Origin of the sequence: Acinetobacter sp. YH16038, assembly GCF_013417275.1 — a bacterium.
Classification (GTDB): domain Bacteria; phylum Pseudomonadota; class Gammaproteobacteria; order Pseudomonadales; family Moraxellaceae; genus Acinetobacter.
This window is the reverse complement of the sequence record NZ_VPEG01000011.1, coordinates 96,084-118,673: the sequence shown is the minus strand read 5'-3', so window position 1 is coordinate 118,673 and position 22,590 is coordinate 96,084. Positions and strand designations below refer to the sequence as shown.

The following is a 22,590-nucleotide window of genomic DNA, read 5'->3' as shown; positions in this document are numbered from 1 at the left end:
ATTTAGGAAAAACAGGTTGGACAGTTCAACGTTTACTCAGAATAATTCAAGTGAATTTGTTTGAAAGAAGAACTTTAAAAGCTTTATTTTCACCCGATAAAATACCCATAAAACAAGAGGAAGCTCATTTGAGCTTCCTCTTGTGAAAAATTGTGGGACAGCAATGATCGAAAGATTCCTTTTTTTATTTTGACTATGTCATTTCTCAGCAGGCTTTGGCATCCGGCTGCACGGTTTTAGGCAACTCACGGCGTAGAATTTTACCGACTGCAGACTTTGGCAATCCAGACACAAACTCAATATATTTTGGCAGCTTATAACTGGTCAATTGTAGTCTCAGATAAGTCATGACTTCATTCTCGGTCAGACTGGTATCCTGTTTTACAATAAAGGCTTTCGGAACTTGTCCAGATTTTTCATCATCCACTCCAATGACGGCACATTCCAGTACTTTAGGATGTTTGGATAAAACGCCTTCCAGCTCATTTGGATAGACATTAAAGCCGGAGACCAGAATCATGTCCTTTTTACGGTCCAGAATGGTGATATAACCCTGCTCGTCCATACAACCGATATCACCTGTCAGGAAGAAACCATCTTTGGTAAATACCTGTGCTGTTGCTTCCGATTGCTTCCAGTAACCTTTCATCACCTGAGGGCCGCGAATAGCAATTTCTCCAGCCTGATGAAGTGCTACAGGTTTTCCTTTATCATCCAGAATCTGAATTTCTGTGCCTGCCAATGGCAAGCCAATACTACCGCTAAAGCGCTTGCTTAAAGGTGGGTTAAATGTTGCCGTTGGTGAGGTCTCAGAAAGACCGTAGCCTTCATAGATATGACAGCCTGTGACTTCGTACCATAATTCTGCTGTATTTTTTAAAACAGATGCACCGCCGCCTGTCGTGGTTTTTAGGCGTGAGTGATCCAGCTCGCGGAAACGTGGATGATGAGCCAATGCATTAAACATGGTATTCACGCCCGGAAACACCGTCGGTGGATGCTTATGATATTGATCTACCAATGCATCCAGATCTCTTGGATTTGGAATCAGGACATTGGCAAAACCGCGACTTAGTCCATAACTGAACAGGCAGATGGTAAAACCATAAATGTGATACAGCGGCAAGGCGCAAAATACATATTCTCCTTCTGTGGCATAACGATCGCCAAAATGGCTGATAAACACCGTACTGTTCTGGGCAATATTAAATAAGATATTGCGATGACTGAGTTCAGCCCCTTTGGAAACACCTGTAGTCCCACCGGTATATTGCAGAATGACAGTATCTTCCTGCTGCTGTACAGGCGCTACAAAATCAATCACCTGTACCTGATCAATGGCCTGCTTAAAGTCAGAAAAATGTTTATCAGGATATTGCGCTGTTTGGCTATAAATTGAAACTGACTGATCCTGAATGAAATCGAGCGGATGGGTAGAAATCACATGTTTTAGCGCAGAACATTCATCCAGATTATTTAACTGTTCTAAGGTTGAGCCCAGAATAATCAAGGCTTCTGCTCCTGAATCCTGAACTTGATGATACAACTCACGCTGGGTGTACATCGGGTTTACATTAACCAGAATATAACCCGCACGAATAATCGCGAAAGTCGCAATCGGATATTGAATAATATTCGGCAACATCACCGCGATGCGGCTACCGGCTGCTAGGCCTAGATTCTGTAGGTAAGTAGCCAGTTTCTGGCTATAAACGTCAATCTCCTGGTAGCTGAACTTTCGATCCAGATAAAAGAATGCAGTCTTATCCTTAAACTTAAGCAGATTCTCAGCAATCATCGTACTCAAAGTTTTGTCAGGATCGGGCCGGGTAAATTCCGGATTGACGTTCCATTTTTTATATTCTTCCATCCATGGGTGACTTGTCATTACAGCACTCCTATCCTTGATTTTAAAATTATTTTGTATTGTGAAACTTTATTTTGATTAAAAAATAATAACGTTATCTTTCCTCCCAAATCAATGCAATATTTGGCTAATTTCAAATTTTTACAAATAAAATCACGAATTTTATGGCTAATTATTTGGATATATTTTATCAATTAATAATATAAAATTTCTTATAGCGAAATAATAAATCAGTAAAAGCAACAAAAGAATGTAGATTCATTCTTATAAAACAACAACGTAACAAGAAAAGGATGTCGATGATGACGTATGAAACTTCAGTGCTAGAAGCTGAACAGGTCACAGTTCAGCCTAAAAAAATATGGATGACCGCATTTATTCTATGTTTTCTTATTTTACTTGCAGACGGTGTTGATCTGGCTTTCTTGGCCTATAGCCTTACCAGTATCAAAGCTGAATTTAATTTAACCACCGTTCAGGCAGGTGCCTTAGGGAGCTGGAGTCTGGTCGGTGGAGTGATTGGCGGATTAATTGGCGGTTGGGCCTGTGACCGTTTTGGCCGGGTGAAAGTTATTGTATTTTATATGATTCTTGCTTCCAGCTTATCCTGCACCTTGGGCTTTGTAGAATCTTACCATCAGTTTTTAATTATCCGCAGTATTGCAGCTATTGGACTGGGTTCCCTATACATCGCCTGTAATACCTTAATGTCAGAATATGTTCCGACAAAATACCGGACGACTGTTCTGGCAGCACTTATGACCGGTTTTACCTTAGGTTCATTATGTGCAACTTTACTGGCGGGCTGGATTATTCCTGAATATGGCTGGCGTATGCTGTACTGGATTACCATTTGCCCGATCGTTCTGGCTTTTCTGCTTTATTTTCTTGTTCCTGAACCGGATTCATGGCTACGTTCACGTGAATTAAAACGTCAGGAAGCAGCTAGCAAAGTTAAGGTGAAAAAGCAGAATCCTTATAAAGTCATTCTCAAAGATAAAAATCACCGCTGGATGTTTTTACTATGGATTTTAAGTGCAGGTGCCCTGCAATTTGGTTATGCCGGTTTAAGTAACTGGTTACCTGCCTATCTCGAATCGGATCTGGGCATCAGTTTTAAGGCCATGACTGGCTATATGGTTGGCACGTTTATGATCATGATTTTTGCCAAGATCGTCGCAGGCATTCTGGCAGATCGTTTCGGACGACGTGCCTTGTTCGCTTTTGGAACCATGGGCACAGCCCTGTTTCTTCCGATTGTAATTTATTTCAATACACCGACCAATATCTTGTACCTGATGCTCATGTTCGGCTTCTTATATGGTATGCCATTTGCCATTAATGCCACATATATGACTGAAAGCTTCCCTACTTCGATTCGTGGTACAGCAGTAGGTGGTGCATTCAATATAGGCCGTATCGGAGCAGTATTTGCCCCACTCACTATTGGTTATTTTGCCCATGGAGGCTCAATTGGAACGGGACTATTGGTAATGGCAGGTGCCTATTTTATTTGCGGTCTGATTCCTGCACTGTTTATACGTGACCGCTTATATGATCCGCAAAAAGCAGATTAATCTCTATCATCTTTTAATAAAAAACCAGTCAAATAGACTGGTTTTTTTAATGAATAAAATTTAAAAATCAGACAACTTTTCTTTGAGCATTTTCCATGTATTCATAATGGTAACCACTGCGAATAAAATGCTGGTTTTTGTCTCTAAATGAATGCGCATAATCTGGCCAGACCAAAGTCAGCTTGCGACTCACTGGGTCCAGATACCAACTTTTACAGCTTTCTGATAACCAGACACTGCCTTGGGAAAGCTGCTGTAACTCTTGCATATAGCGATTTTCAGCGTTCTGATCGGCTTCAAAGACCTGAATCTGTTCCTGTTCAAAAAACTGCAAGGCGTCCAGTACCAGATCAAACTGGGTTTCCAGAAAATAAAGCGCTGAGTTATGCCCACTTCCGGTATTAGGACCATTCAGAATGAACAGGTTTGGAAAATTATGGACTGTCGTAGATTGATAACCCTGCATACCACTAGACCATTGCTGCTCAAGGCTTAAGCCATGTTTACCTACCACCTTTGCCGCATAAGGTGGACGTGCTGCTTCAAATCCAGTAGCAAAGACGATGATATCTGCAGAAAACTCATTGCCGGACTTACTGATCACACCATCTTTCGTAATTTCAGTCAAAGCTGAGTCTTCAAGCGTGACATTGGGTTTTAGAAAAGTCGGATAATAATCATTGGACAGCAATAAACGCTTGCAGCCCGGTTCATAATTCGGTGTGAGTTTCTGCTGTAATTTAGGATCTGAAATCTGGTGTTTCAAGAATTGCAGGCAGTTTTTTTTGACCCGCTCGATCTGACTTTTCAGATTACGGCGCTGGGCAAAATTGTATTCATTGCCCCAGAACAAAGAATGTCTTAACACTGCCATGCTGTCTGGTTCTTTGCGGAAAAGCTGTTTTTCTGACTCAGAATAAGGCCGGTCTGGTCGCGGTAAAATATACGGCGCACTGCGTTGCAATACGGTCAGACTTTTTGCTGTTTTGGCAATTTCCGGTACAAGCTGGATAGCTGAAGCCCCTGAACCCACGACAACCACACGCTGATTATCCAGATTCACTTCGTGATTCCAACGTGCAGAATGCATGACCTGACCTTGAAATTCTTCTAGTCCCGGAATTTGTGGCAGATGTTCATCTGCCAGATGTCCGGTTGCTGTAATTAAAAAATTTGCTTCATAAGAACCTTTAGATGTCTGAATATTCCAGATACGTTTTTCGGTATTCCAGCTGGCTTTTTCGAGCTGAGTATGAAAATCAATATGTGGCCGGATATTTTCCTGATCACAGCATTGAATTAAGTAACGTTGAATTTCTGCCCCTTGCGGAAAGACACGTGACCAGTTGGGATTTTTAATAAACGAGAAAGAATATAAATGTGACGGTACATCACAGGCGACACCGGGATAGGTATTATCCCGCCATGTTCCGCCCACTTCTGCTGCACGTTCAATGATTTTAAAATCGTGAATGCCCTGCTGTTTAAGACGGATCGCCATGCCTAATCCACCAAAACCGCTGCCTACAATTAAAATCTTGCTGCGCTGTCCTTGAGCTTGCATTATTTTTCTCCTTTTTTTAAGGCATCATGGGCTGGATTTTCTGATTCGCCGGATACTGTTCTGGATGCTGGCTAAACTGGTTGATCAGTTGCACCACTTCCGCTGGCGCTTCAATATGGATTGCATGTCCTGAAGCTATTTCGATATAGCGGCTGTTCTGAATCGAAGCAAACAGTAATTTTGCTTGCGCTAAAGGCACCATCCGGTCTTCACGGCAAGCCACGATCAAAGTCTCCGCAGAGATGTTCGGCAAAATGGCGGTGATGTCAATGCGATAATTCAGTCCACGCTGTTTGGCTGCATCTTGAGAAGGCTTAACGAAGCGTGCCAGATCCAACACCTGCTGTTCACTACGTGCAGACAAATAATCATCGCTATACAGGCAATAATTCACAAAATGCGGTAAAGCTGCGGATTGATCGTTAAATAGCTGTTGCCAGATCGTGGTCCGTAGTTGTTGCACCGAGCTGGTTTTTGCCCAACCTGCTAACAGAATCAAACGTGCCACGCGCTGTTTAAGACTCGCAGCTACTTGTGCAGCAATCACAGCACCAAGTGAATAACCCACCACAGTAATTGCTTCATCTTCTGCAACTGCATGCTGGATCAGTGCTTCAACTTGTTGACTAAAATCAGTCACTGCCAGATCGGCTTTATCTGGAGTATGCAAATCAAGCGATAAAACCCGCTGATGGATACCGAGCATGGGGAAAATATAGCTGAAATGTTTGTCCGTATTTCCACCCGTACCATGGATCAGAATGATGGTGGGATATGAGGATTTCTGTCCGACTTCATGATAAGTCAGTTGCAGATCACCATAAGGACATTGTCGAGTAATCGTGTCTAAATCCATATAGACTCCTGATCTTGTTGTTTTATGGCCGATGTAATACTGAAAAGTACCTATCGATATTGAGTTTTGTGCAGGATAAAAAAAGTAGTAACAAAAAAAGACCCACGATCGAGAGATTGATCGTGGGTGAAAGGATTAATCGAATTTAAACTCTTCAGGAGTCAGCAGGAACAGGCTCTCACCACCGGCCTGAATATTGGCAACGTGAGTTGAAGTTCTTGGCAGAATCCGGGCAAAGAAGAATTGTGCCGTTTTGATCTTCGCTGCATAGAACGGATCAGTATTACCTTCTTCAATCTTTTGCTGCGCCGTAATCGCCATTTTCAGCCATAAATACGAAGACACCACATAACCAGAGAAATATAGGTAATCCACAGATGCCGCACCGATTTCATTGGCAGACTGTTGTGCCTGAGCCTGAATCGTTTTGGTTAATTCTAGCCATTGCTCAGTCAGCTGGCTCACTTGTGCAACCTGCTGGTTAAACTGGGCATGTTGCTGATGCTCTTTAACAAAGCCCTGAATCTCATCCGTTAATGCAGTGAGCAAACCCAATTTTGAACCTAGCACTTTACGCGCCAGCAAGTCGATTGATTGAATTTCAGTAGTACCTTCATACAGACTGGCAATACGTGCATCACGGGCAATCTGTTCCATGCCATGTTCAGCAATATAGCCGTGTCCACCAAAGACCTGCATACCGTGTTTGGCAGCTTCTACACCTGTTTCGGTCATTAAGGCTTTAGCAATTGGGGTCAATAATGCCAGACGGTCTTCTGCAGCTTTCTTCTCTTCAGGATTGTCCGTTGCTTCCGCAATATCAGCATAAGTCGCCAGATAGTAAGCCAAGGCACGTGAACCTTCTGCAAATACTTTTTGAGTCAGTAGCATATTACGCACCGCTGGATGCACGATGATTGGATCCGCAGGTAGGTTTGGCTCTTTGGCACCTTCAAGTGAACGCATCGCCAGACGGTCTTTGGCATAAGCCAACGCGCCTTGATAAGAAGATTCAGCTGCAGCCAAACCTTGAATCGCTGTGCCGATACGCGCAGAGTTCATGAAAGTAAACATGCAGTTCAAACCGCGGTTTTCAGGCCCGATCAGGAAACCTTTGGCATTATCAAAATTCAGTACACAGGTCGCATTGCCATGAATACCCATCTTGTGTTCAATCGCGCTACACACCACACCATTGCGTGAAGCCACATTTCCAGCTTCATCCAGATTGTATTTAGGCACGATAAACAGCGAAATACCTTTAGTACCTGCAGGCGCATCCGGTAAACGCGCCAATACAATGTGTACGATATTTTCAGCCAGGTCATGCTCACCTGCTGAAATAAAGATTTTCTCACCGCTGATACTGTAGCTGCCATCTTCATTTGGCACCGCTTTGGTACGGATCAGGCCCAGATCAGAACCGGCATGTGATTCAGTTAAACACATGGTTCCGGTCCAGCGACCTGCAATTAAAGGTACCAGGAATTTCTGTTTCTGTTCATCGCTACCATGATGCTCTAAAGTACGCATCGCACCATGAGACAGGCCTGGGTACATACCCCAAGACCAGTTAGTCGCCGTAATAATTTCTGAAATGGCAATACGGTATAAGGTCGGGAAGCCTTGGCCACCATATTTTTCATCACCAGTTAATGAGGTAAAACCAAGTTCTACATATTTGTCATAAGCAGCTTTAAAACCATCCGGTGTAGTCACGACGCCATCTTGCAGACGACAGCCCTGCTGGTCGCCTGTCGCATTAATTGGTAGAAGTTCGTTTTGGCAAAAATCAGCAGCGACTTCCAGATATTGTTCCATAATATCCATAGAAACTTTGTCTGCGAACTTTGCATAGCCTTCGTATTTCTGTTCAACATTGAGCAGATCTTTCAGGACAAACTTCATGTCTTTTAATGGCGCAATATAATTTCTCATCGTAATTCCCTTGTATGAGTTCTAATTTGTATATTTATGACAATTAATTTCATAATACGAAATTATGTTTTAGGTCGAATATAATATAAGTGCATGGATAAAATCTAGTCATGACATAAAAAATCACATTTAAAAAATTAAAACTTTGGTATAAAAAAGCCATTCGGTAATGAATGGCTTTTTATTAAATGATCAAAATAAATCGATCTAGCGCGGGAAAAACTGAGCCAAACGTTGCTGAACAATCTGTTCGGCTTCTTGCATGATATTGTCAATCAGCGTTTGACAAGTCGGGATGTCGTGGATCAATCCCATCACTTGACCTGCTGTCAGTACACCTGCATCCACATCACCATTTTCCAAAGCCAGCTTGCCTTTTAAGCCACTAACATAAGGGCGAATCTGTTCAAATTCCAGATTTGGATCTTCACCCATTTTAACGACGAGATCAGATACCGCATTTTTCGCAACACGCGCAGTATTTCTGAACTGGCGGTAAAGCAGATGCGTTGCCCTTTCATCATTGTCGACATAAAACTGCTTGATGTTGGGATGGATTGGCGCTTCTTGTGTGGCACAGAAACGTGTCCCCATATTGATGCCTTCAGCACCTAAAGCGAGTGCTGCTACCAGACCACGACCATCCGCAAAACCACCACTCGCTACAATCGGTATAGTGAGCTGATCAGCGGCTGCTGGAATCAGGATTAGTCCAGGAATATCATCTTCACCCGGATGGCCGGCACATTCAAAACCGTCAATCGAGATTACATCCGCACCGATTCGTTGTGCTGAAAGTGCATGTCTGACCGAGGTACATTTATGAATCACAATGATGCCGTGCTGTTTAAAGGCCTCAATATGTTCATGTGGCTTGTTACCTGCCGTTTCTACAATCTTGATTCCACTTTCAATAATGGCCTGACGATATTCGGCATACGGCGGTGGGTTTACAGCGGGTAATAAAGTTAAATTGACCGCAAAAGGCTGATCCGTCATTTCACGGCAACGTGCAATTTCCTTGGTCAGCGCTTCAGGTGTGGGTTGTGTCAATGCCGTCAGCGTTCCCAAACCACCCGCATTGGAGACTGCACTGGCCATTTCTGCAGTACCGACCCACATCATGCCGCCCTGAATAATCGGATAGCGAATGCCTAAAAGCTCGGTGATACGCGTTTGAATTTTCATGAATGCTCTCCTTAGCGTCCGGTAAATTGTGCAGGGCGTTTTTCGACAAAGGCCTGCACACCCTCTTTGTAGTCCTGACTGCTCAGAGCCAGATATTGCAGGTTTTGCTCCAGCTCCAGTTGCTGGTCCATGTTATTTTCAGCACTGCGCTGCAAGGCCTGTTTGGTTAAAGCCAGCGCATAAGTCGGCTGTTGTGCCAGTCGCTGTGCCAGTTCACCGATATAAGCATCAAATTCTGCATCAGGGATCATTTTCCAGATCATGCCCATTTCAGCCGCTTCTTTGGCATGCACAGGCTCACCGAGTAAAGTTAGTGCCATGGCGCGTGCATAGCCGATCAAACGCGGCAACATCCAGGTACCACCAGCATCAGGAATTAAGCCAATTTTTGAAAAGGCTTGAATAAATTTGGCACTTTCTTTGGCAATGACCAGATCGCAAGCCAGTGCGATATTGGCCCCGGCACCGGCAGCTACACCATTTACCGCTGCAATCACAGGTTTAGGGCTTTTACGAATCAAATTAATCAAAGGATTATAATATTTGGCCAGCGAACCTTCGGGAGGCAAAGGTACATTGCCGAGCTGTCCGGCACGTTCTTTTAGATCCTGCCCCGCAGAAAATGCCCGGCCATTACCCAGAATCACAATCACCCGAATATCCGGATTCGTATTCCAGCTTTTCAAAACCTGTTGCACTTCCTCATGCATTTGCCGATTGAAACTGTTCAGTGAATCTGGCCGATTAAAACTTAAAGTCGCGACGCCTTGCTGAACCTGGGTCTGAATCATTTCCCACATCATCAATTTCCTTATTTTTTGTCTGTATCCCTACAATTAATAGCCTTTATTGACATCCACCTGATGACACAAATCCAGCCCTTGATTTAAACGACGGTCATTTTCCAGAATCTGCTCTACCACCACAGACATCGGCGCATGTGAGGCGACATGTGGCGTTACCACAATTTTTTCGTGCTGCCAGAATGGATGGTCCGCAGGTAACGGCTCCTGCTCAAAGACATCGACAATTGCACCACGCAGATAACCAGAATCCAGCGCATCCAATAAATCCTGCTCGATTAAATGCTGGCCACGCCCGACATGAATCAAAGCTGACTGTTCAGGCAGTTGCTGAAATAATTCAGCAGAAAGAATCCCAGTATTCTCTTCGGTAAGGGGTAGCAGGTTAATCAGAATCTGACTTTGCGCCAGGAACTCGGAAAGCTGTTCTTGACCCACATAACTTTTGACTTGATTAATGTCTTTTGGGGAATTCGACCAACCAGAGACTTGATAGCCCATGTCTGCGAAACGTTCTGCTACGTATCCGCCCATATGCCCCAGTCCCATAATCCCGATCTGGATATGATGGCTATAGCTCTGGCGATACTGCTTCCACAGCTGCTGCTTTTGCTGCTGGATCATGCGGTCAAAATAACGCTGAAAATACAGCACGCCCCAAAGCAGATAATCAAACATGCCCTTTTGGTGATGTGGATCCAGTACCCGGCAAACGGCTTGATCTGGGCGTACAGCATTTAAGTTTAAATGTTCTACCCCAGCAGCAATCGAATGAATCAGGCCAAGCTTTGGTAGCTGCTGCACTTTTTCCAGATCTGGAAACCAGGCAGCAACCGTGGTTGCCTGTTCAGCTTCAGGGCTGTCAACTGTACAGAAACTACCAGCTGGCGCATATTTTTGAAAAGACTTGACCAGAATGGCTTCAATATTTGGTACAGAACTGGAAATAACAATCATGATGCATACTCCGTATATTGATGCTCAATCAGGGACAAAGCGGCCTGCCAGGCACGCTGTAAAATCGGTTCAATGAGAGGACTGGCGAACTGTTTGGCTGTTTTAATTCGGACTTCTTCAGCTGGATAATGCAACTCGGCACCGCCGCTTAAGGCCTTCACCTGTGCCTGACAGGCGCGTTCCAGGAAATAGATTTCATGAAAAGCCCGCGCAATGGTTTCCCCAGCTGTTAATAGCCCGTGATTGCGTAAAATCATGGCACGATGGTCGCCCAAGTCCTGAATCAAGCGTTCTTGTTCGTCAGTTGAAAGCGCAACGCCTTCATATTCGTGATAGGCCACATGCTGATAAAATTTCATGGCATGCTGGGAAATTGGGAGAAGGCCGTGTTTCTGCGCAGAAACAGCAATTCCATCCGCGGTATGCGTATGAATGACACAGTTCAGATGAGGATGCGCGTCATGAATTGCAGAATGAATCACAAAGCCTGCCATATTTACTGGCTTGTCTTGTTCATAGCTTTCTACCACCTGCCCTTCATGATTAATCTTCACCAGCGTTGAGGCACGCATTTTTTCAAATGCGACACCATATTGATTAATCAGAAAGCAGTCTGGTTGATCTGGGACTCTTAGGCTGATGTGGGTATCAATCAGGTCAGTCATCCGATAATGCGCAATAATGCGATAAAGCGCAGCCAGTTCACAGCGTGCCTGCCATTCAGCAGCTGTGACGAGATTTTTTATTGTCATCATTCCATCCTGGAAAAATATAGCATTTCGATCACTATCTGTTATATCATAATTTTAGAAAAACAGAATATTATTTCATAAGGCGAAATATTTTATTAAAGGGAAGCTATATGACTACAGCTCAAATGAATGGACTTGAATATCTAACTGCAATTAAAAATGGCGAATTACCTGGCTCAGCGATGGGACAACTCATTCCCATGAAACTCAGTGTAGTCCGTGAAAACTATGTGGAATATGAAGTTTATCCAGATGAACGTCATTTCAACCTGCAAGGCGGCATTCATGGTGGATTCTGCGCCACGGTTCTAGACAGCGTAACCGGTGCAGCAGTTCATACTACAGTTGATGCGGGCGTGAGTTTTTCCACTATTGACCTGAATGTCAAAATGCTCAAAGCCATGAAAAATAGCGAAACTTATACTGCGATTGGCGAAGTGATCCGGATTGGACGCAATGTGTTGACTTCAGAAGGCCGAATTGTAGATAAAGACGGTAAACTTTATGCTTTCGGTTCAGCAACTTTATTGGTTACTGGCCGTAAATAATCCTTACGCTGATTTAAACATTCCCTGCATTTGCAGGGATTTGTATTTCTATATAAATAGCCCAATAAAAAATGCCATGCATATCATCTATACATGGCATTAATACGATAACTAAAGCTGTTATGCAGCTTCAGGGTTTTCAATCACCATCGCCAGGCCTTGACCCAGACCGATACACAGGCTGATCACGGCATATTTTTTACCAGTACGCTGTAATTGACGCGCAACAGTTAAAGCCAAACGCGCACCTGAACAGCCTAGTGGATGGCCAATCGCAATGCCACCACCATTTGGGTTGACACGCGGATCATCAAAAGCCACATCCAGACCTTTCAGGCAAGATAACACCTGGCTGGCAAATGCTTCATTGATCTCGATAATGTCCATATCATCTAGCGTCAAACCTGCACGTTTTACAGCTTTTTTGATTGCTTCAATTGGGCCCGCACCCATGATGCGTGGCTCAATGCCAGCGGCTGCAGAAGACAGAATACGAGCTAAAGGTTTTAAGCCATACTGTTCCTGAACTTTTTCACTGCCGATAATCAGTGCTGCAGCGCCGTCATTGATACCTGATGCATTACCTGCAGTCACAACACCACCTTCGAAAAGCGGTTTTAACTTGGATAATGCTTCAAATGTCGAAGATGGACGTGGATGTTCATCTTCAGTCACTAATTTAGGCGGCAATTTACGCCCTTGTGAAACTTCAATCGGAGTAATTTCACCTTCAAAGAAACCTGCTTCTTTTGCAGCTTGATATTTCGCTTGTGATGCAGCAGCAAACGTATCTGCCTGTTCACGCGTAATACCAAATTCTTCAGCAACGTTATCACCTGTTTCTGGCATGCTGTGCGCGCCAAACTGGTCGGTAAATTTACGGTTCGGGAAACGTGTACCAATCGTGGTGTCATAGATTTTCGCATCACGTGAATACGCGCTTTCAGCTTTAGCCATTACAAATGGTGCACGTGTCATGCTTTCTACACCGCCTGCAATATACAGTTCGCCTTCACCTGCGGTAATGGCACGTGCTGAATCAATTACAGCCCCCAAGCCTGAAGCACAAAGACGGTTTACAGTTTGACCTGGAACGGTCACTGGCATACCTGCAAGTAGTGCCGCAAAACGAGCCACGTTACGGCTGTCTTCACCGGCCTGATTCGTGCTGCCAAAGATCACATCTTCTACGTCAGCTGCTGGAATACCGGTTTTTTCTAACAGATTTTTAATAACTGTTGCTGCTAGATCATCTGGACGTACGCTTGCCAGGCTTCCTGCGTGGCGACCGATTGGTGAACGTAAACCATCATAAATATAGGCATTTAACATGAGTGTTATTCCTTTAACTTTTTAATTAATGTGTAGTATGAACAAGAGCTAAACCGAGCTGAACGCGGCGGCGCAACCAAGGACTTGGGCGGTAACGCTGGTCACGAGTAATCGCAGTCATACGATCCAGAATTTTCAGGATTTTTTCAGCTCCCAGCACATCCCCCCATTCAATTGGGCCATATGGATAGCCAAGGCCTAATTTCACCGCGATATTGATATCTTCTACAGTTGCAACGCCTTGCTGGGCAATATCACAGCCGAGATTCACAATCATGGCCAAAGCACGCTGAGCCACAAAGCCGACGCTTTCCTGAATTGTGCTCGCAGTCACACCATCCAGATTGAAAATCGATTGTGCTGCGGTTACCAGTTCAGCTTTGGTCACAAACGTTGGCATTAAAGTACGGTGTTTATTCAGACCGTAAAGCAGATCAATACAGACTACTTGCTGCGGAGACACCTGATAGCGGACTGCGGCTGAAGTTGCATCTTCACCATAAGTCGCAATCAGAATTAAAGCATCTGCTGAAGGTGTTTCAGTCTGCTCGATCTGGATGTTGAACTGCTTCAGATATTGCTCAAGCACCTGACGGTCTTCGCTATATTCTGTACCTAGCCAAACCAATGGATATTGATCCAGCTTTTCAACCAGTGTTGGAGCCACATCACCTACTTTGCTACCTGAAGTGTAATCATAAAAACCTTTACCAGTTTTACGGCCTAGCTGTTTAGCAATAAAACGCTGGCGGGTAATCACGCTTGGGCGGTAACGCGCTTCTTCATAATATTGGTGATAGATCGATTCGCTCACTGGATGAGATACATCCATCCCGGTCAGATCGCCTAACTCGAATGGCCCCATCTTGAAACCGATCCCGTCACGGTAGATGCGATCAATTTCATAAAATGGAGTGACATTTTCATTCAGAATTGCATAGGCTTCGCTACCAAAGGCACGACCTGCATGGTTAATGATAAATCCTGGAGTGTCTTTAGCTTTTACCGGGCGATGTCCCATCTTGGTCGACAGCTGAGTAAGTGCATCCACAATATCAGCACGGGTATTAAAACCTTCAATGACCTCAACCACTTTCATCAGTGGAACCGGGTTAAAGAAGTGATAACCGGCAACGCGTTCCGGCTGGCTGCAATTGGCAGCAATCGCACTAATGGATAGTGAAGATGTATTGGATGCCAGCATCGCTTCAGGTTTCACAATGCCTTCAAGTTGCTGCATCAGCTTTTGTTTGATTTCCAGATTTTCAATAATCGCTTCAACGATTAAATCGCAATCTTTCAGATCTTCGATCTGATGAGCAATCGATAAATGAGCAAGATCTTCAGCAGCTTTTTCATGGCTGAATTTACCTTTATCAGCCAAGGTATTTAATGTTTTAGCCAGCTTTTCCTGTGCCTGTTCAGCAGCACCCGCTTTGGCATCAAACAACACCACATCATGACCGGACTGAATCGCGATTTGGGCAATGCCCGCACCCATGGTACCTACGCCAATAATACCGATTTTCTGAATTTGAATGCTCATGCTTATCGTCCCTGATAATTTGGTTTACGTTTTTCGATAAAGGCTTGCATACCTTCTTTTTGATCTTCTGAAGAAAACAGCATCTGGAAGGATTTACGTTCCAGCATTAAGCCGGCATTGAGTGGCACATCTTCAGCCAGTAAAGCCACTTCCTTGATTTGTTCCAGCGCAATTGGCGGCATTTTTGCCAAACCTTCAGCCATTTTGATTGCTGTTGCAAGGGTTTCGCTGTCTTCAGTTACTTGAGACACCAGACCAATCTGATAAGCTTCCGGCGCTGGTACCAGACAACCCGTCATAATGATGCGCATTGCATGGAATTTACCCACGGCACGGAATAAACGCTGTGTACCACCAGCACCCGGCATTACCCCTACTTTGACTTCAGGCTGACCGAACTGGGCACTTTTTCCGGCAATGATAATGTCCGCATGCATTGCCAGTTCACAACCGCCGCCCAATGCATAACCGTTTACTGCTGCAATCACTGGTTTTGAACATTGTGCAATCGCTTGCCAGTAACGTTCGGTACGACGCTGCATCATCTGGATCGTTTCAGCATTTGCCAGTTCTTTAAGGTCAGCGCCTGCAGCGAAGTCAGTTTCACCGCCAGTGAGAATAATGGCACGGATATTTTCATCGTCATTCAATTGCAGAAAAGCCGCAGCCAGTTTCTGACGCACTTCTGTATTCAGGGCATTTTTAGCTTCTGGACGATGGATCTTGACCATCGCCACATGTGTCGAGATTTGCTCTACTTGAACTACCTGTTCCATCAAAAATCTCCATTTATTTTGTATAGCGAAATTTTATTTTATATAAAACTACGGTTTCTAGACCCATAAATCAAGATTTTTTCTCTCAAAAACTCAAAAAAGTTATTTTTTAATAAAAATTAGAGTAAAAACTCTTGTTCAGTTGGCTATTTTATGATTAATTGATTTCGCAATACGGAATTAATTATTTAATTCGAATTTTGGTTATTCATTTATGTAAATATTAACCACAATACAAAATAAAAAAATTAATTTCCGTCATAAGGATACTACGTTGTTCAGTGATTTTTCACTCAAGGTGAAACGGAAAAATCAGATCCAGCCTGATCGTAACAGGGCGAATGCGCACAGACGCTTAGACCTTAGATGAGGAAAATGCTTTTCCGTGAGGAAGAAAATGGATTTAGCGGTAGCAGAGGAATGCTACTTTAATATATAGAGGATATAAGAATGACAAGCGATACCATCGTAGCTGAGGAAACTAAAACGGGGGTCTCCTCCGACGACACCGTTAAGCAGGCACCTAAACGCCTGTGGATGACGGCCTTTGTCTTCGCTTTTTTGATTTTACTATGTGACGGTGCAGACATTGGTATTCTGGCTTTCAGCTTGACCAGTTTGAAAGCAGAATGGGGGCTAACTTCTGTACAGGCCGGTGCCTTGGGAAGTTATTCTCTTTTGGGTATGGGGATCGGTGGCTTTATTGGCGGATGGGCCTGTGACAAATTCGGTCGCGTACGTGTCATCGTATTGGCCACTATTTCCTTCTCGATTTTGTCTGCCTATTCAGGTTTTGCCCAGTCTTATCAAGAGTTTGCGATTTTACGCACCCTTTCGTGCTTAGGTTTAGGCTGTTTATATATTGCCTGTAATACCCTGATGTCAGAATACGTACCGACCAAATACCGTACTACAGTATTGGCAACATTAATGACTGGTTTCACTTTAGGTTCATTGGTGATTACCATGGTTTCTGGCTGGATTATTCCTGAATTCGGCTGGCGTATGCTGTACTGGGTGACAATTGCCCCATTAGCTTTGGGTATTTTGATGCACTTTATGGTACCAGAACCAGAGTCATGGAAACGTGTCCGTGAAATGAAAAGAACTGGTCAGATCGTGGATAATGATGCCAAAAAAGGCAATCCATATATCACCATTCTTAAAGATAAGACCCATGGCAAGATGTTCATCCTTTGGTCTTTCAGCTCTGGTTTCCTGCTATTCGGTTATTTCGGTGTAAGCAACTGGTTACCAAGTTATCTTGAAGCTGAATTAGGCATTAAATTCAAGGAAATGGCGCTATACATGGTGGGTACTTTTATCACCATGATGTTCGCCAAAATCATTGCAGGTTATGTGGCTGACAAAATTGGTCGTCGTATCGTATTTGCTTTCGGCACCATGGGAACAGCGCTGTTTATTCCTGTCGTGGTGTATATGCACAATGCCGATAACATTGGTGTACTGATGCTAATCTTCGGCTTCCTGTACGGTATTCCATATGCCATTAATGCAACGTATCTAACCGAAAGTTTCCCAACTGGGGTTCGTGGTACAGCAGTCGGTGGTGCGTTCAATATTGGTCGTATCGGTGCAATCTTCGCTCCAATTACCATTGGTTATCTTGCGATGAATGGTTCGATCGGTACGGGTCTATTGGTGATGGGTGCAGCTTACTTCCTATGCGGTTTGATTCCTGCCCTGTTTATTAAAGACCGTTTATACGATCCACAAAAAGCAGAATAAGTTTTAACTTAGGAGGGCTATGAATTCATTGCCCTCCTTCATCCATATTTTTATGACTTTAAATATCGAATACATGCCCTTTGACCTGAACAGGATGTTTCTTGGTTGAACGAGAATCGTATTCATCATTCAAAAGTCAGCATCTCTGCATTTAGCAATGAGAGCAATGACAAGGAAAGATTTTCCTTTTTAGATATCAGAAAATTTCTTTAGGGATTAAGAAATGAAAAAATTAGTTTTAGCGACATTATGTGGTATTGCTTCAGCACAGGCATTTTCAGCAGAAGCGTCTGAAGACCGGATGCAGTTTTTAGAATCACAGTTAAAGCAAATCCAGGCTGAACTGGAACAGCAAAAGGCTGCACAACTTGCGTTAAAGAACCAGCAGGAAGAAGCCAAAGCGCAAGACTCTAAAACTTTGAGTTCGATGGTAGATAATGTCGATGTCTATGGATTGATTCGCTTTGATGGCGCAGTCGATTTCAAAAGTACTACTGAAGCTCGTGGCCGTACCATTAACCAGATTAATAAAGTCCCTTTTACTGAGCCTGACTCTACCCGTTCAGATTTTACTGCAGCTGCCAGCCGAATTGGTTTCTTGGCTAAAGACTTGGGTGGAAACCCGAATGTCTCTGCACGTTTAGAAGCTGACTTCTGGACCAATAATGGTAAAGGCGATGGTGGATTACGTATTCGTCATGCACATTTAAAATACTATAACTGGACTTTTGGTCAGGCCTGGTCATTGATGTCTACACCGGAAATTAGTACTGAAGCTGTCGACTACAGTTTATTGCTAGGTGGATCAGTTCTACGTACGCCTCAAGTCAGCTATGCTTTCAAACTTGATCCGGAAAATACCTGGAATGTAGGTCTGGAGTATATGGCCGGTGGTGATCGCTCTTCTGCCTTGCCTGCTTTAACCACTAAATATGTTCATCAATCAGGTCCGCTGCATTTATTGGCTCAAGGCTTTGTCAATCAAAAGCAGGCGCAAACAGATACAGGTGATATTGAAAAAGTTGGCTGGGGTGTGGGCCTTGGTGGACGTTACCGTTTAGATGATCAAAATTCGATTCAAGGTAACTATTTCCATATGGTCGGTGACCAGCGCATTGCAGCCTTTTTAACACAAGGGACACTAACGGATGGTACCGCCTGGGGTGGTGATTATTCAGTTGATCCAATCAATAATGAACTTTTGCTCAATGAGTTTAATAGTTTAAGTATCGGCTTTACGCATAAATTCACGCCGAAACTACGTAGTAGCATCAATGCTAGCGTTGTTGATTTTGATGATTCCAGCGACTATGCACGCGCGAATCCTAAGACCAATAAGCGTTTAACGGACTATGTGGCCAACGTGATCTACTCTCCTGTTCCAAAGATTAATCTCGGTGCAGAGTACCATCACGGTAAACGTGAAACTTTTGATAATAGAGAAGCGGATGTTTCACGTATCAACCTCTCTGCCAACTATAGTTTTTAAAGCCTCAGGAGACAAGGATGTCAGCCCAAGGGCAAATTTCACGCCGTTTCATGTTCATGATGGCAATGACCTGCGCACTCTGCGCAGGTTGTAACTATTTTAACCAGCCCTTGATTTATTCTATCGCAGAGGATCTGCAAATCAGTGTAGCTCAGTCTGGCTGGACTGTGGTTTTAACCCAGATTGGCTATGCCACCGGGTTATTTTTGTTTGTACCTCTAGGCGATTTATTTGAAAAACGTCTCTACATTTGTAGCCTCATGCTATGTACCGGACTGGCACTGATCGGGCTTTCTGCCAGTACTAATCTGCATATGCTCTATGGTTTTACCCTGCTCGCCTCTTTCTGTTCCATTACCACTCAGATTCTGATTCCTTTTGCCGCTAACCTGTCTCAACGAGAAAAAAGTGCTGAAGTGGTCGGTCTGCTGATGAGTGGTGTTCTAGTCGGTATTCTATTTGCCCGAACTGTATCAGGACTGATTTCTACCTTATGGTCCTGGCATGCCGTTTACCTATTGAGTGGCTGTTCTATTCTCTTGCTCAGCATCGCCATGTGGTATCAGTTACCTAAAGCGAAAAGCCAGCTACAAATGAGCATCTTGCAGATTTATCGCTCACTATTTACCTTTGCCAAAACCGAACCGATGCTGATTCGACGCAGCATCATTGGTGGTTTGGGCTTTGGTATGCTGAGTATTATTTTTACCACCATGACTTTTGTACTGGCGGAAGCCCCCTACCATTTTAATGATTTCCAGATTGGCTTAATGGGCATCGTTGGTATAGTCGGCATCTGGTCATCACAATGGACCGGTAAAATGATTGGTCGACATCGGGAAAAATGGGTTGCACAACTCGCTACCACAGGATTAATTCTGGCCTGGATTCCCCTATTCTATGCGCAAAGCTATTTATGGGTATATATCATTGGATTGATTCCTGCCTATTTTGGGATTTCTTCACTGCACGTCTTAAACCAAAATCTGGTATACCGGATCTCGGTTCAGGCCCGTTCCCGTATTAATGCCATTTATATGACCTGTTATTTTTCAGGTGCTGGGATCGGTGCATTTCTATCACTCAACCTATGGAAAATGTATGGCTGGTCAGCCTGTGTTGCACTGGGCTTTGTCTTTGCCTTGCTCATCTTTAGTATTAACCGTTATGACTTAAGTCGCGAACGCAATCTGGTCAATATCCAGTCCCAGTCATAATCAATCTAAACTCATACCTTGTGCACTCATAGAATATAAGATTGGGTGCGCAGTACATGACACATTATCTATGTTAATTTTAGAAATTCTTTAAAGCTCATTTGTCGCTTTTTTACATAAAGATAGACTCCAAATTGGAGTATTACAAAGAAGCCTATGTTTCTTAAAATAGTAAACAATAAGTCTAAATTGCCAAAAATTAAGTCTGTAGCGAAGAGCAAGATCACTAATACGGAATGTAAGTATAAGGTTTGTTGAGTCTTACTTTGCAGTGCGGTAGCTGCATTGATATAACCAATAAGCGTTAATCCTAATATCATAAGAATGATTCCGCAGATAATACCTAGGGTCATATAAGGCCCAGAGCTATATGCAAACAGGGTTAATACAGCACCAGTTAAAGCTACTAAACCTACAAATGAGCCTAATAAATTTCTTAAATAATATGTCATTCGTTACATGGTCTCTTCTAATGAAAGTTTAAAATTTTTTAGCCTTGTAGTTGCTAAGAAATGTTTTCTCTTGTTCCAGGTATATCTATTACTTCTTGTACAAATACATTAGATTGATGGCACTTAATCTTTTGAATAGAAGCCGAATGAAGATGCAATCATATTTCAAGTATTTCTGTTTTGGATTTGCAGCATTCTCTTTATTCCTAATTTATTCGGATATCGTAGATGGTAAAACAGAAATTGGTGCATATTTAGGAAATATCGGGTTATTTCTAGTATGCATTGAAATGGGCGTTCTAATGACTTATGAACGACTCACAGCTGAAGTAACGTTAAGAAATTTCTTTTCCAAAGATAAATCTCTATATCTCTCACCAGTTGGGATCTTTGCTCATACACTAGGGAAAATTGGATGTATCTTATTAATTATTGATTTTGTAATAAGCTTTGCCTAAAAATTTCTAGCCCATTTAACATAATGGCGATTATGCAAAATTTAGTTGCAATCTAAAAATAGAAATGTCCACTTTTAGAATACGTAACTAAACGCATAAAAATACAGCGTAAAAAAATCGCAGCCTAAGCTGCGATTTTTAACCATATTTAAATGATTTAGCTTATTATACGGATGCTTTTAACTGTGCAGCTGCACGGCCATCGAGCAACTTGCAACCTGTCTGTTGCTGAAGTTCCTCAAAACTCAAGCCATCGACCATTTCTAGCACCCAAGCCTGATTATCTTTGAGTTCAATAATACACAAATCGGTATAAATGCGGTCAACGCAGTTTTTACCGGTAATCGGATAAGTCAGCTCTTCCACAATCCGTGGTTCGCCATTTTTAGTGACATGTTCCATGCAAACATAGACACAACGAGCACCAACCGCCAGATCCATCGCCCCACCCACCGCTGGAACCGCATCCAGTGCACCGGTATGCCAGTTAGCGAGATCACCGTTCACAGCAACCTGAAAGGCGCCCATAATACAGAAATCTAAATGGCCGCCACGCATAATATCGAAGGAATCTGCAGAGTTCATAAAACTGCCGCCATCCAGCATGCTGACTAGTTCTTTACCGGCATTAATCAGATCATCATCAGCTTGATCAGGATCAGTTAAAGCGGTAAAACCCAGAACGCCATTTTCGGAATGCAGGATAATATCCTGTTCAGGCTTTAAATAACCGGCAACGCGTGTTGGTAAGCCAATGCCTAAATTCACATAAGAACCGGTCGGAATATCCTGTGCAACTTTTTCTACAATCTGTTCGCGTGTACGTTTTTGAATTGTCATTATTTGATATCTCCTACCTTCACCACATGCTGCACAAAAATACCCGGCGTTACGATAATCTCTGGATCAAGCTCGCCTAGCTCTACAATTTCATGCACTTGGGCAATTGTTGTTCTGGCTGCTTTTGCCATTAACGGGCCAAAGTTTCGGGCTGCTTTACGGTAGGTTAAATTGCCCCATTGATCAGCCTGATTGCCATAAACCAAGGCATAGTCTGCATGAATTGGATATTCCAGCACATAGTCCTTGCCATTGATATGGCGGGTTTCTTTGCCTTCAGCAATCTTGGTGCCGTAACCTGTAGGCGTAAAAATAGCGCCCAGACCTGCACCCGCTGCCTGAATACGGCAAGCCAAGTTGCCTTGTGGCACCAACTCTAGTTCAACCTTTCCAGCTTTATACAGTTCTTCAAACACCTTGGAGTTATTGGCACGAGGAAATGAACAGATCATTTTTTTCACCAGTCCTGACAATAACAAGTTGGTTAGACCACGGTCACCAGAAGCTGCATTATTATTAATAATAGTCAGATCTTTAGGACCAATATCAATCAAAGCTTCAATCAGTTCGATTGGCTGTCCTGCCAGACCGAAGCCACTGGTCATAATATGCGCACCATCTGGAATCTGCTTGAGTATGGTTTCGATATCCTGTGTGATTTTATTCATTTAATTGCTTCCT

20 protein-coding genes and 1 pseudogene are annotated in these 22,590 nt (G+C 43.4%); 7 read left to right on the top strand and 14 right to left on the bottom strand.

Annotated features, from left to right (window positions below):
- A pseudogene (locus tag FTV34_RS07015) lies at positions 1-146 on the top strand (IS4 family transposase); the annotation flags it as partial.
- A 59-nt stretch (positions 147-205) separates the two neighbouring features.
- Here FTV34_RS07015 and FTV34_RS07010 read toward each other — a convergent pair.
- On the bottom strand, positions 206-1,888 hold the full coding sequence (locus FTV34_RS07010) for an AMP-binding protein (RefSeq protein ID WP_180069574.1): 1,683 nt from the start codon (positions 1,886-1,888) through the stop codon (positions 206-208).
- A 281-nt stretch (positions 1,889-2,169) separates the two neighbouring features.
- On the opposite strand from FTV34_RS07010, the gene FTV34_RS07005 reads away from it, so the two are divergent.
- On the top strand, positions 2,170-3,444 hold the full coding sequence (locus FTV34_RS07005) for an MFS transporter (RefSeq protein WP_180069571.1): 1,275 nt from the start codon (positions 2,170-2,172) through the stop codon (positions 3,442-3,444).
- A 67-nt stretch (positions 3,445-3,511) separates the two neighbouring features.
- Here the strand turns inward: FTV34_RS07005 and FTV34_RS07000 are convergent, their stop codons facing one another.
- From FTV34_RS07000 to FTV34_RS06970, 7 genes are all read right to left on the bottom strand, one after another.
- Positions 3,512-5,008: an NAD(P)/FAD-dependent oxidoreductase gene (locus FTV34_RS07000; protein WP_180069568.1), complete on the bottom strand. Its 1,497-nt coding sequence runs from the start codon at positions 5,006-5,008 to the stop codon at positions 3,512-3,514.
- Between the two features lie 16 nt (positions 5,009-5,024).
- Positions 5,025-5,864 (bottom strand): alpha/beta fold hydrolase, encoded by an 840-nt coding sequence (locus tag FTV34_RS06995; protein WP_180053275.1) that lies wholly within the window; start codon positions 5,862-5,864, stop codon positions 5,025-5,027.
- Between the two features lie 135 nt (positions 5,865-5,999).
- Complete coding sequence (locus tag FTV34_RS06990) at positions 6,000-7,802, bottom strand: acyl-CoA dehydrogenase C-terminal domain-containing protein (RefSeq protein ID WP_125278516.1); 1,803 nt, start codon at positions 7,800-7,802, stop codon at positions 6,000-6,002.
- A 207-nt stretch (positions 7,803-8,009) separates the two neighbouring features.
- Entirely contained in the window at positions 8,010-8,990 is a 981-nt protein-coding gene (locus FTV34_RS06985; protein WP_125278515.1) for a nitronate monooxygenase family protein, read from the bottom strand.
- Positions 8,991-9,001: 11 nt separating this feature from the next.
- Positions 9,002-9,790, bottom strand: a complete 789-nt coding sequence (locus FTV34_RS06980; protein WP_180069565.1) for an enoyl-CoA hydratase-related protein — start codon at positions 9,788-9,790, stop codon at positions 9,002-9,004.
- Positions 9,791-9,826: 36 nt separating this feature from the next.
- On the bottom strand, positions 9,827-10,750 hold the full coding sequence (locus tag FTV34_RS06975) for a glyoxylate/hydroxypyruvate reductase A (RefSeq protein ID WP_180069562.1): 924 nt from the start codon (positions 10,748-10,750) through the stop codon (positions 9,827-9,829).
- Positions 10,747-11,502: a class II aldolase/adducin family protein gene (locus tag FTV34_RS06970; RefSeq protein ID WP_159123591.1), complete on the bottom strand. Its 756-nt coding sequence runs from the start codon at positions 11,500-11,502 to the stop codon at positions 10,747-10,749. The genes FTV34_RS06975 and FTV34_RS06970 overlap by 4 nt, the downstream gene beginning before the upstream one ends.
- Before the next feature lie 110 nt (positions 11,503-11,612).
- On the opposite strand from FTV34_RS06970, the gene FTV34_RS06965 reads away from it, so the two are divergent.
- Complete coding sequence (locus tag FTV34_RS06965) at positions 11,613-12,050, top strand: PaaI family thioesterase (RefSeq protein ID WP_180002010.1); 438 nt, start codon at positions 11,613-11,615, stop codon at positions 12,048-12,050.
- A 120-nt stretch (positions 12,051-12,170) separates the two neighbouring features.
- On the opposite strand, the gene FTV34_RS06960 is transcribed toward FTV34_RS06965, so the two are convergent.
- From FTV34_RS06960 to FTV34_RS06950, 3 genes are read right to left on the bottom strand one after another with little or no spacing between them, the layout of a single operon-like run.
- Positions 12,171-13,382 carry a 3-oxoadipyl-CoA thiolase gene (locus FTV34_RS06960; RefSeq protein ID WP_159123593.1) on the bottom strand — a complete coding sequence of 404 codons (1,212 nt, stop codon included), beginning with the start codon at positions 13,380-13,382 and terminating at the stop codon, positions 12,171-12,173.
- Between the two features lie 25 nt (positions 13,383-13,407).
- Positions 13,408-14,928 (bottom strand): 3-hydroxyacyl-CoA dehydrogenase, encoded by a 1,521-nt coding sequence (locus tag FTV34_RS06955; RefSeq protein WP_180069559.1) that lies wholly within the window; start codon positions 14,926-14,928, stop codon positions 13,408-13,410.
- 2 nt (positions 14,929-14,930) lie between these two features.
- On the bottom strand, positions 14,931-15,704 hold the full coding sequence (locus tag FTV34_RS06950) for an enoyl-CoA hydratase (RefSeq protein WP_004785705.1): 774 nt from the start codon (positions 15,702-15,704) through the stop codon (positions 14,931-14,933).
- Positions 15,705-16,154: 450 nt separating this feature from the next.
- Here FTV34_RS06950 and FTV34_RS06945 point away from each other — a divergent pair, with 450 nt between their 5' ends.
- From FTV34_RS06945 to FTV34_RS06935, 3 genes are all read left to right on the top strand, one after another.
- Complete coding sequence (locus tag FTV34_RS06945; protein WP_179993397.1) at positions 16,155-17,453, top strand: MFS transporter; 1,299 nt, start codon at positions 16,155-16,157, stop codon at positions 17,451-17,453.
- Between the two features lie 223 nt (positions 17,454-17,676).
- Positions 17,677-18,942 carry a DcaP family trimeric outer membrane transporter gene (locus FTV34_RS06940; RefSeq protein ID WP_180069556.1) on the top strand — a complete coding sequence of 422 codons (1,266 nt, stop codon included), beginning with the start codon at positions 17,677-17,679 and terminating at the stop codon, positions 18,940-18,942.
- A gap of 17 nt (positions 18,943-18,959) precedes the next feature.
- Positions 18,960-20,159, top strand: coding sequence for an MFS transporter (locus FTV34_RS06935; protein WP_180069553.1), 1,200 nt, complete (start codon positions 18,960-18,962; stop codon positions 20,157-20,159).
- A 68-nt stretch (positions 20,160-20,227) separates the two neighbouring features.
- Here the strand turns inward: FTV34_RS06935 and FTV34_RS06930 are convergent, their stop codons facing one another.
- Entirely contained in the window at positions 20,228-20,611 is a 384-nt protein-coding gene (locus FTV34_RS06930; protein ID WP_180069550.1) for a hypothetical protein, read from the bottom strand.
- A gap of 146 nt (positions 20,612-20,757) precedes the next feature.
- Here FTV34_RS06930 and FTV34_RS06925 point away from each other — a divergent pair, with 146 nt between their 5' ends.
- Positions 20,758-21,069, top strand: a complete 312-nt coding sequence (locus FTV34_RS06925) for a hypothetical protein (RefSeq protein ID WP_125278504.1) — start codon at positions 20,758-20,760, stop codon at positions 21,067-21,069.
- A gap of 165 nt (positions 21,070-21,234) precedes the next feature.
- On the opposite strand, the gene FTV34_RS06920 is transcribed toward FTV34_RS06925, so the two are convergent.
- Both FTV34_RS06920 and FTV34_RS06915 read right to left on the bottom strand, forming a co-directional pair.
- Positions 21,235-21,909 carry a 3-oxoacid CoA-transferase subunit B gene (locus FTV34_RS06920; RefSeq protein ID WP_179992558.1) on the bottom strand — a complete coding sequence of 225 codons (675 nt, stop codon included), beginning with the start codon at positions 21,907-21,909 and terminating at the stop codon, positions 21,235-21,237.
- Entirely contained in the window at positions 21,909-22,577 is a 669-nt protein-coding gene (locus tag FTV34_RS06915) for a 3-oxoacid CoA-transferase subunit A (protein ID WP_179992559.1), read from the bottom strand. Before FTV34_RS06915 ends, FTV34_RS06920 begins: the two co-directional genes overlap by 1 nt.
- Positions 22,578-22,590 lie beyond the last annotated feature (13 nt).